The following is an 8,969-nucleotide window of genomic DNA, read 5'->3' as shown; positions in this document are numbered from 1 at the left end:
CCACCGCACCACCCACCGCCGCCGCACCCGCCGAACCGGCCGCGGCGGCGGGCGGCGGCGCCGCGCCGTCGTCCGGCCGGGCGTACTTAGGGAGCGCGTCGTTGCTTTCCGTAGATCCTGCCTCGCCGCGCGCGTTGTCGATCAGCATCTGGCGGCGCTGCAGGTACGCGTTGCGCACGAACGAATACTTGTCGAGCGCCGCGGCGTCCAGCACGTCGCCCGCGCCGAGCAGGTTCGCGCGCGTGTTGACGAGATTCACGCCGAACAGGCCCCAGCTCAGGCCGTCCGGCTTCACATAGGTCAGCGGGTTGCCGACGTAGTCGACACCGAGGCCGGCCGTGTCGCGCACCGTGCTCGGGCCGAGCAGCGGCAGCACGAGATACGGGCCCGACGGCACGCCGTAGCGGCCCATCGTGACCCCGAAGTCGGCGGTGTGTTTCGGCAGCTTCGCGATCGTCGCGACGTCGAACAGGCCGCCGACGCCGAACACCGTGTTGATCACGACGCGCATGATGTCGCCGACGCCGTCCGCGATCCGCAACTGCACGATGTTGTTCGCCGCAACGTAAACGTCGCCGATGTTCGAGAAGAAGTTCGTCACGCTGTCGCGCACCGGCTGCGGCACGACCTTCTGGTAACCCTGCGCGACCGGCTTCAGTGCGTACGTGTCGACCGTGTCGTTGAACTTGTACATCGTCCGGTTGAAGCCTTCAAGCGGATCGCCCTTGGTCGGCGTCTGCACGGTCGCGCAACCGCTCAACGCGGCGACTGCCGCCACCGCGAGCGCGGCGTGCCTGATGCGGATCGTCTGCATGGTCATTCCCCTCTTGTATTCTCTCGTGTGGTTATTGCGCTGCCGAACCGGGCGCGGCGGACACGGCGGACGCCGGCACAGCCACCGGTGCGGGCGCGGCCGGCGCGCCGGCTGCCGGCTTCGCGCCGCCCGCATCGGCGGCCTTGCTGTACAGGAACTGGCCGATCAGGTTCTCGAGCACGATCGCCGACTGCGTCATCGTGATCGTGTCGCCTGCCTTCAGCATTTCGGTGTCGCCGCCCGGATCGAGGCCGATATATTGCTCGCCGAGCAGGCCCGACGTCAGGATCTTCGCCGACGAATCCTTCGGGAACTGATACTGGCCGTCGACATCGATCGTCACGAGCGCCTGGTAGGTGTTGGTGTCGAAGCCGATCGACTTCACGCGGCCGACCACGACGCCGGCACTCTTCACGGCCGCGCGCGGCTTCAGCCCGCCGATATTGTCGAATTTCATCCTCACCGCATAGGTCGGCTGAAACGACAGCGAGCTCATGTTGCCGACCTTCAGCGCCAGGAACAGCACCGCAAGGAAGCCCACCACCACGAACAGGCCGACCCAGAAGTCGAGAGCAGTCTTTTTCATCGTCATCCCAAAATATGGCTTGGCTGAGGCCTAGCTGAACATCAGCGCGGTCAGCAGGAAATCGAGGCCGAGTACGGCGAGCGACGCGAACACGACCGTCTTGGTGGTCGCGCGCGACACGCCTTCGGGCGTGGGCTTCGCTTCATACCCCTGGTACAGCGCAATGAAGGTCACGGCGAACCCGAACACGATGCTCTTCAGCACGCCGTTGCCGACGTCGGCCCAGACCTGGACCCCGCTCTGCATCTGCGACCAGAACGCGCCCGGATCGACGCCGATCAGCACGACGCCGACGAAGTAGCCGCCGAGCACGCCCACCGCGTTGAAGATCGCGGCCAGGAACGGCATCGCGATGATGCCCGCCCACATGCGCGGCGCGATCACCGTCTTGATCGGGTCGACCGCCATCATCTCGAGCGCGGTGAGCTGCTCGCCGGCCTTCATCAGGCCGATCTCGGCCGTGAGCGACGTGCCCGCGCGGCCCGCGAACAGCAGCGCGGTGACGACGGGCCCAAGCTCGCGCACGAGCGACAGCGCGACCAGGAGGCCGAGCGCCTGCTCGGACCCGTAGCGGTTCAGCGTGTAATACCCCTGCAGGCCGAGCACGAAGCCGACGAACAGCCCCGACACGGCAATGATCACGAACGAATAGTTGCCGAGGAAGTGGATCTGCTTCGTGACAAGCCGCGGCCGGCGCAGCAGCGGAAAGAATTCCAGCACGAGGCGCACGAACAGGCGCGTGCCGTAGCCCGTGCGCTCGAGGCCGCCGATGACGTAACGTCCGATCGCGCTGATCATGCGCGCCCTCCGCCGAGCCCGAAATCCGCTGCAAGCGGCGGGCTCGTGTAGTGAAATTTGAACGGGCCGTCCGGCGCGCCGTCGATGAACTGCCGCACGCTCGGGTCGGTCGACGCGCGCAGCTCGTCGGGCGTGCCCTGCGCGAGCACGCCGCCGTTGGCCAGGAAATACACGTAGTCGGCGATCGCGAACGATTCCGGCACGTCGTGCGTGACGAGGATCGACGTCGCGCCGAGCGCCTGGTTCAGCGTGCGGATCAGGTTCGCGGTGATGCCGAGCGAGATCGGATCGAGGCCCGCGAACGGTTCGTCGTACATGATGAGCTGCGGATCGAGCGCGATCGCGCGCGCCAGTGCGATGCGGCGCGCCATCCCGCCCGACACCTCGGACGGCATCAGGTCGCGCGCGCCGCGCAGGCCGACCGCGTTGAGCTTCATCAGCACGAGATCGCGGATCAGGTCTTCGGGCAGGTCGGTGTGCTCGCGCAGCGCGAACGCGACGTTCTCGAACACCGACATGTCGGTGAACAACGCACCGAACTGGAACAGCATGCCCATCTTGCGGCGCAGCGCATACAGGCCGTCGCGCGTTTGCGCGCCGACATCGGCGCCGTCGAACAGCACCTGGCCGCGGCGCGCGCGCACGAGGCCGCCGATCAGGCGCAGCACGGTCGTCTTGCCGCAACCCGACCCGCCCATGACCGCGACGACCTGCCCGCGCCCGAAGCGCAGGTTCAGGTTGGACAGGACGAGGCGGTCGCCGTAGCCAAAGTCGACATCGCGAAGTTCCAGCAGGGTCTCGGTAGGAGTGGGGCTCACGGAGCGGACAGTCCTTTTACGCAGAACGCCGAATTATAGGGCCTGCATTGGAATGATGTCGTGACGCCGTTCCGGGCCCTGCGGTCAATGATTGTCAAATTGTCCGGGAAAACATTGCTGCAATGCAATAAGCGCTGTCCGATAGTCGGCTGCGCCTGTAACCGCACTGACCACCGCGACGCTGCCGACGCCCGTCGCCAGCACGTCCGGCAGCGTGTCGAGCCCCACTCCGCCGATCGCGACGAGCGGCGCCCGCGCGCCCGCAAAGCGCGCGTAGCGGGCAATCCGTGCGAGGCCCTGCGGCGGCGCGGCAACGGCCTTGGTCGCGGTCGCGTACACGGGGCCGAGCGCGAGATAGCTCGGGCGCTCGTGCAGCGCCCGCAACATTTCGTAATAACCATGGCTCGACAGCCCGAGCCGCAGGCCCGCACGCGCGATCGCGGCCAGATCGGCCGTTTCGAGATCTTCCTGGCCCAGATGAACGCCGTATGCACCTTCATCTGCAGCGATCTGCCAGTGATCGTTGATGAACACGCGCGCATCGGGATAACGACGCCCGGCCGCGACCGCACGCGCGATTTCCCGGCGCAACGCGTCCGGCGCCGCACCTTTCATGCGCAGTTGGACGGTCCGCACGCCGCAATCGAGCACGCGTTCGACCCATTCGGCGTCCGGCACGACCGGATACAGGCCGAGTTGCGCCGGGCACGGCGCGAACGCGGGCTCGGGCGCGGCCGGCAGCCCGGCGACGCGCGGGAACCGCGCGGCGTCGACCGGCCATGCGTCGGTCGCACGCGTCTCGTCACCGTCGCGCCACGCCAGCGCGAGCACCAGCGCGTCGACCGGCGCGAAGCCGCAATCGAGAAATGCGGCGAGCGCCGCGATCCAGTCGTCCGCGAGCGGATGCGCGGCGTCGAGCGCATAGCGCGCAGCCGACGCATGCAGTACCGCGCCCTGCTCGTCGAATTCGATCGCGACCGCATCGGGCGACGCCGGTCGCGACGCGGCCGACGCGCGCGCCTGCGCGGTGCGGTCGCCGGCCGACACGATCAGCACGTCGCCGTCGGCCGGCACGTCGGGCGCCGCCACGCAAAGCCGCCACGGCGCCGCCGTGCCCGGCCAGTCGCCGAGCCTTGCGCGAATCCGCTCGGCCGCTTCGGCCAGTTCGTCGGCCGGCGGCCAGAATGTATCGGCGAAACGCGCGCCGCTCACGCGCCGCCCCCGTCCTGGTGCCAGAACGGCATCCCGACGACTGGCGTGCTCGCGTGCGCGGTTTCGCGCGCGTCCATCGGCCCGGCGAGATACGCGGCGCGGCCAGCCTCGACGCCCTGCGCAAAGGCGCGCGCCATGATCTCGGGGTGCGTGGCCTGCGACACCGCCGTGTTCAGCAGCACGCCGTCGAAGCCCCACTCCATCACCTGGCACGCGTGCGACGGCACGCCGAGCCCCGCGTCGACGATCAGCGGCACGTCGGGCAGCCGCTCGCGCAGCACGCGCAAGCCGTACGGGTTCACGACGCCCTTGCCCGTGCCGATCGGCGCGCCCCACGGCATCAGCGCCTCGCAGCCGGCGTCGAGCAGGCGCCGACCGATCACGAGATCCTCGGTGCAGTACGGCAGCACCTTGAAACCGTCCTTCACCAGTTGCGCAGCGGCCTCGATCAACCCGACCGGGTCGGGCTGCAGCGTGTAGTCGTCGCCGATCAGCTCGAGCTTGATCCAGTCGGTGCCGAACACCTCGCGCGCCATGTGCGCGGTCGTCACGGCCTCGGCGACGGTCTGGCAGCCGGCCGTGTTCGGCAGCAGCGGCACCGCGTGGCGCTTGAGCAGGTCGAAGAAGCCGGCTTCGGCCGTGCCGCCCGTCATCTGGCGGCGCAGCGCGACCGTCACCATCCCGGGCCGCGACGCGGCGATCGAATCGGACAGCGACTGCAGCGACGGATAGCGCGACGTGCCGAGCAGCACGCGGCTCGCGAAGGTTTCGCCGTACAGTGTCAACGCGTCGGCGGATGTGAGGGACGTCATGTCGTTTTCCTGGAAATGCGGGGACGAACCGGCGGCGCTCAGCCGCCCGCGACGGGGTGCACGACGTCGAGCTTGTCGCCCGCCGCGAGCGCGCGCGCCGCATGCTGCGTGCGCGCGACGAAGTTGCCGTTCAGCGCGACCGCGTACGGCGGACGCGCGCCGTACGCGGCGAGCGCGTCGGCCACCGTCGCGCCGTCGGGCAGCGTCAGGGTCTGTTGGTTGATCTGGATATCCATGAGGCTTCGTCGGATTCGGTCGGCGGCGCGCGTCAGGCCGGCTGGCGCGCGTCGTTGCGGTGGTGAAGGAGCGTCGGCCAGCGCGCGGCGGCGCGCCACGCGGCGAACGCGTCGGCATCGCCGAACGCGCCGCCGAGCGCGGCTTCGGCGAACGCCGCCGCCGCGTGCGCGACTTCCGGCGCGATCATGAAGCCGTGCCGGTACAGGCCGTTGACGGCGAGCGTCGACGCGCCGTCCCAGATCACCGCCGGGCGATGATCGGGCAGCGTCGGCCGGCACTGCGCATTGAGTTCGAGGATGCGCGCCTCGCCGAACGCCGGATGCACGGAGAACGCCGCGCTCAGCAGTTCGAGCGCGGAGCGCACGCTGACGGGCGACATGTCCTCGCCCTCCACCTCGGTCGCGCCGATTACGTAGAGATCGTCCTGCTTCGGCGCGATATACAGCGGATAGCGCGGATGCAGCAGCCGCACGGGCCGGGTGAGCCCGATGCCGGGCGCATGCACGCGCGCGACTTCGCCGCGGATGCCGCGCAGCGCGGGCAGCGCGGATTTCGCGCCGAGCCCGCGGCAATCGATCGTGAAATGCGCGGCGGGAAGGTTCGCATCGTCGATCGCGACGTGCCAGTGCAGGTCGACGCCGCGTTCGGCGAGGCCCGCCGCGAGCGCGCGCAGCGCCTGGCGGTTGTCGAGCTGGCCTTCGCGCGGCAGCAGCAGGCCGCGCGCGAAGCGGCCCGCGAGCGCGGGTTCGGCCGCATCGACCTGCGTCCCCGCGAGCGTGACGAAGCCGCCGTCGAACAGGTCGGCCGGCGCGTTCGCGCGCACGCGCCGCTCGAACAGCGGCGCCTCCGCGCGGTCCGCGTGATGCCAGACGACGAGCGTGCCGTGATGCTGGAAGAATACGGGTTCGGGCAGCTCGGCGAGCCACTGCGGCCAGCGCGCGAGCGACGCGACGCCAAGCTCGGTGATCAGCAGCTCCGCGCTCGCCGCTTCCGCGAGCGGCGCGAGCATCGCGGCCGCGATCCACGCGGCCGACTGCTCGCCGTCCGGGCCGCCGCGCTCGTAGAGCGCGACGCGATGCCCGTCGCCCGCGAGCCGCCATGCGATCAGGCGGCCGACGAGGCCGCCGCCGAGCACCGCGAAATCGGGCCGTGCGGGCCGTGAATCCTGGACGTTCATCGCGCACGCTCCTCGCGAACCGCGCGGGCGCGCACGACGAACGTCGACGCGCACGCGCCGTCCCGTGCGAACGCACGCGACATCGGGCCGGGAGCCATGCAAAAGACTGAAGATTGTGCGGTCATCATTCCTTCCGTAACGCGCAATGCGCGTACCCAAAAGGACGAAACCGGCAGCAAAGGCCGGCCGGGCGGGACTCGGGCGCTGACCATGTGGGATGGCAGCCAGCGCGGCCCGGCGGGATCAGAAACTTCCCTCGCCGGTATTACCCGGATCGGGTGCGAAGGGTCTTTCTCAGCCTCGCCGCACCGCGCTGAACTTCCGCCGGCCGCATGCAAAGCACCCCTGTTTCGTCGTTGGCCATTAGACCATAAAAGCGGAAAGCGCCGCAAACTGTCCCCCTTGCGGCAAATTCGCCGGAGCGCTGCGCCGCTCTGGCACAATGCCCGCAGGCCGGCCGCGCGAGCGGCCGGTTGCCGCGTCACCGCCGGCCCTTAAGCGCCGTTTAAGACGCGCGGGCGACCATCCGCAGCGCCCGCCGTCAGTCGGCGCCTCGCCCCGGCATGCCGTATCGCGGCGCGCGCCCGGCTTCACCCGGCCCGCGCGCCGGCTACTCATCAGGAAGCACATGACCCAATCGATCGACCCCGTCCGCTCCGCCGCCTCCGACGCGCCGCAGGACGAGCGCCCGGTATCCGCATGGAGCCTCATCAAGCCCTACTGGGTATCGTCCGAATGGAAAGTCGCGTGGGGGCTGCTGGTCACGATCATCGCGATCAACCTCTGCGTGGTGTGGATCAACGTCCGGCTGAACAAGTGGAACGCCGAGTTCTACAACGCGCTGCAGTCGAAGGACGTCCACGACTTCCCGCACCTGCTGATGCAGTTCTCCGCGCTCGCGTTCGCGTTCATCATCCTCGCGGTGTACGGCCGCTACCTGCGGCAGATGCTCGGCTTCCGCTGGCGCCAGTGGCTCACCGACCGTTTTCTCGGCCAGTGGCTCGGCGATCGCGCGTTCTACCGGATCGAACGCGACCGCCTCGCGGACAACCCCGACCAGCGGATCACCGACGACCTCCAGTCGTTCTCGACCACGACGCTCGCGCTGTCGCTCGACCTGCTGTCGACGGTCGTCACGCTCGTGTCGTTCATCACGATCCTGTGGTCGCTCGCCGGTGCGCTGACGTTCACGCTCGGCGCCACGCCGATCTCGATTCCCGGCTACATGGTGTGGGCGGCCGCGCTCTACGCGGTGGTCGGCTCGCTGATCATCCAGAAGGTCGGCCATCCGCTCGTGTCGATCAACTACCAGCAGCAGCGCGTCGAGGCCGATTTCCGCTTCGGGCTGATCCGCGTGCGCGAGAACGCCGAGCAGATCGCGTTCTACGACGGCGAGAAAACCGAGACCGGCAACGCGCAAAACCTCTTCATGCGCATCCGCGACAACTGGTGGCGCGTGATGAAGTACACGAAGCGCCTCACGTTCGTGCTGAGCTTCTACGGGCAGATCGCGATCATCTTCCCGCTCGTCGTCGCCGCGCCGCGGTACTTCGCGGGCGCGTTCTCGTTCGGCGTGCTGATGCAGATCTCGTCCGCGTTCGGCACCGTCAGCGATTCGTTCTCGTGGTTCATCAACAGCTACTCGACCCTCGTCGAATGGCGCGCCACCGTCAACCGTCTGCGCGAATTCAAGCGCGTGATGGGCACGTCGCACCTGAAGGAAAGCCTGTCGCCCGCGACCGAGCACGGCGGCATCAACCTGCACTACGTCGACGCGGCGAAGCTGTCGACGTCGTCGCTCAAGCTCGCGCTGCCGAACGGCAACGCGCTCGCGGAGATCGGCAACGTGACGATCGAGCCGGGTTCGCGCTGGCTCGTGATCGGCAAGTCGGGTTCCGGCAAGAGCACGTTCATGCGCGCGCTCGCGGGCCTGTGGCCGTTCGGCGACGGCGCGATCGACGCGCCGGTGGGCGCGCGGATGATGTTCGTGCCGCAGACGAGCTATTTGCCGATCGGCACGTTGAAGGCCGCACTCACCTATCCGGCGACGCCCGACACGTTCAGCGACGACGCGTGCCGCGACGCGCTGCGCGCATGCCGCCTCGAGGATTACGTCGAGCGCCTCGACGAAACCGCGCACTGGACGCGCGTGCTGTCGCCGGGCGAGCAGCAGCGCCTTGCCGGCGCACGCGTGCTGCTGCACAAGCCCGACTTCCTGTTCCTCGACGAAGCGACCAGCGCGCTCGACGCCGACAACGAGGCACGCCTGTACCACCTGTTCGCCGAACGGCTGCCGAAGGCCGCGATCGTCAGCATCGCGCATCGCGAGTCGCTGGCCGCGTTCCACGTCGGCACGATCAACGTCGAGCGCGTGAACGCCGGCGACAAGGTGGCTGCGTGAGCGCACGCGCCGCGCGCATCGTGCTGATCACCGGCGCAGGCTCGGGGATCGGCGCGGCGCTCGCGCGACGGCTCGCGGCGCCCGGCATCGCGCTGGCGCTGCACGCGCGCGGCG

The 8,969-nt window shown here is 69.2% G+C and carries 9 protein-coding genes and 1 riboswitch; of the genes, 1 reads left to right on the top strand and 8 read right to left on the bottom strand.

All coding sequences use genetic code 11. The features are described from left to right. The 8 genes from ACPUER_RS35240 to ACPUER_RS35205 form a co-directional block, all read right to left on the bottom strand. The coding region (locus ACPUER_RS35240) for an MlaA family lipoprotein (RefSeq protein WP_425133388.1) at positions 1 to 814 on the bottom strand (814 nt) is incomplete at its 3' end. Positions 815 to 845: 31 nt separating this feature from the next. Then, the gene (gene mlaD, locus ACPUER_RS35235; RefSeq protein WP_072443874.1) at positions 846 to 1,406 is read right to left on the bottom strand and encodes an outer membrane lipid asymmetry maintenance protein MlaD; all 561 of its coding nucleotides are present in this window, start codon (positions 1,404 to 1,406) and stop codon (positions 846 to 848) included. Positions 1,407 to 1,430: 24 nt separating this feature from the next. Next, positions 1,431 to 2,198, bottom strand: coding sequence for a lipid asymmetry maintenance ABC transporter permease subunit MlaE (mlaE, locus tag ACPUER_RS35230; protein ID WP_175963225.1), 768 nt, complete (start codon positions 2,196 to 2,198; stop codon positions 1,431 to 1,433). After that, a complete protein-coding gene (locus tag ACPUER_RS35225; protein ID WP_006477138.1) occupies positions 2,195 to 3,016 on the bottom strand; it encodes an ABC transporter ATP-binding protein in 822 nt (273 codons plus the stop codon). The genes mlaE and ACPUER_RS35225 overlap by 4 nt, the downstream gene beginning before the upstream one ends. An 84-nt stretch (positions 3,017 to 3,100) precedes the next feature. Next, on the bottom strand, positions 3,101 to 4,228 hold the full coding sequence (thiE, locus tag ACPUER_RS35220) for a thiamine phosphate synthase (RefSeq protein WP_175963226.1): 1,128 nt from the start codon (positions 4,226 to 4,228) through the stop codon (positions 3,101 to 3,103). Beyond that, positions 4,225 to 5,040: a thiazole synthase gene (locus ACPUER_RS35215; RefSeq protein ID WP_059232578.1), complete on the bottom strand. Its 816-nt coding sequence runs from the start codon at positions 5,038 to 5,040 to the stop codon at positions 4,225 to 4,227. The genes thiE and ACPUER_RS35215 overlap by 4 nt, the downstream gene beginning before the upstream one ends. Positions 5,041 to 5,078: 38 nt before the next feature. After that, positions 5,079 to 5,276, bottom strand: a complete 198-nt coding sequence (gene thiS, locus ACPUER_RS35210; protein ID WP_027783340.1) for a sulfur carrier protein ThiS — start codon at positions 5,274 to 5,276, stop codon at positions 5,079 to 5,081. 32 nt (positions 5,277 to 5,308) lie between these two features. Continuing rightward, on the bottom strand, positions 5,309 to 6,454 hold the full coding sequence (locus ACPUER_RS35205; protein ID WP_425133387.1) for an FAD-dependent oxidoreductase: 1,146 nt from the start codon (positions 6,452 to 6,454) through the stop codon (positions 5,309 to 5,311). 234 nt (positions 6,455 to 6,688) lie between these two features. Then, a riboswitch (TPP riboswitch) is annotated at positions 6,689 to 6,811 on the bottom strand. A gap of 271 nt (positions 6,812 to 7,082) precedes the next feature. On the opposite strand from ACPUER_RS35205, the gene ACPUER_RS35200 reads away from it, so the two are divergent. After that, complete coding sequence (locus tag ACPUER_RS35200) at positions 7,083 to 8,855, top strand: ABC transporter ATP-binding protein/permease (protein ID WP_175963228.1); 1,773 nt, start codon at positions 7,083 to 7,085, stop codon at positions 8,853 to 8,855. The last annotated feature ends 114 nt before the right edge of the window (positions 8,856 to 8,969 follow it).

Origin of the sequence: Burkholderia sp. DN3021 (assembly GCF_049805555.1) — a bacterium.
In the GTDB taxonomy this organism is placed as follows: Bacteria; Pseudomonadota; Gammaproteobacteria; order Burkholderiales; family Burkholderiaceae; genus Burkholderia; species Burkholderia pyrrocinia_C.
Note: the sequence above shows the minus strand (reverse complement) of the source record. Positions and strands in the feature narration are given on the sequence as shown.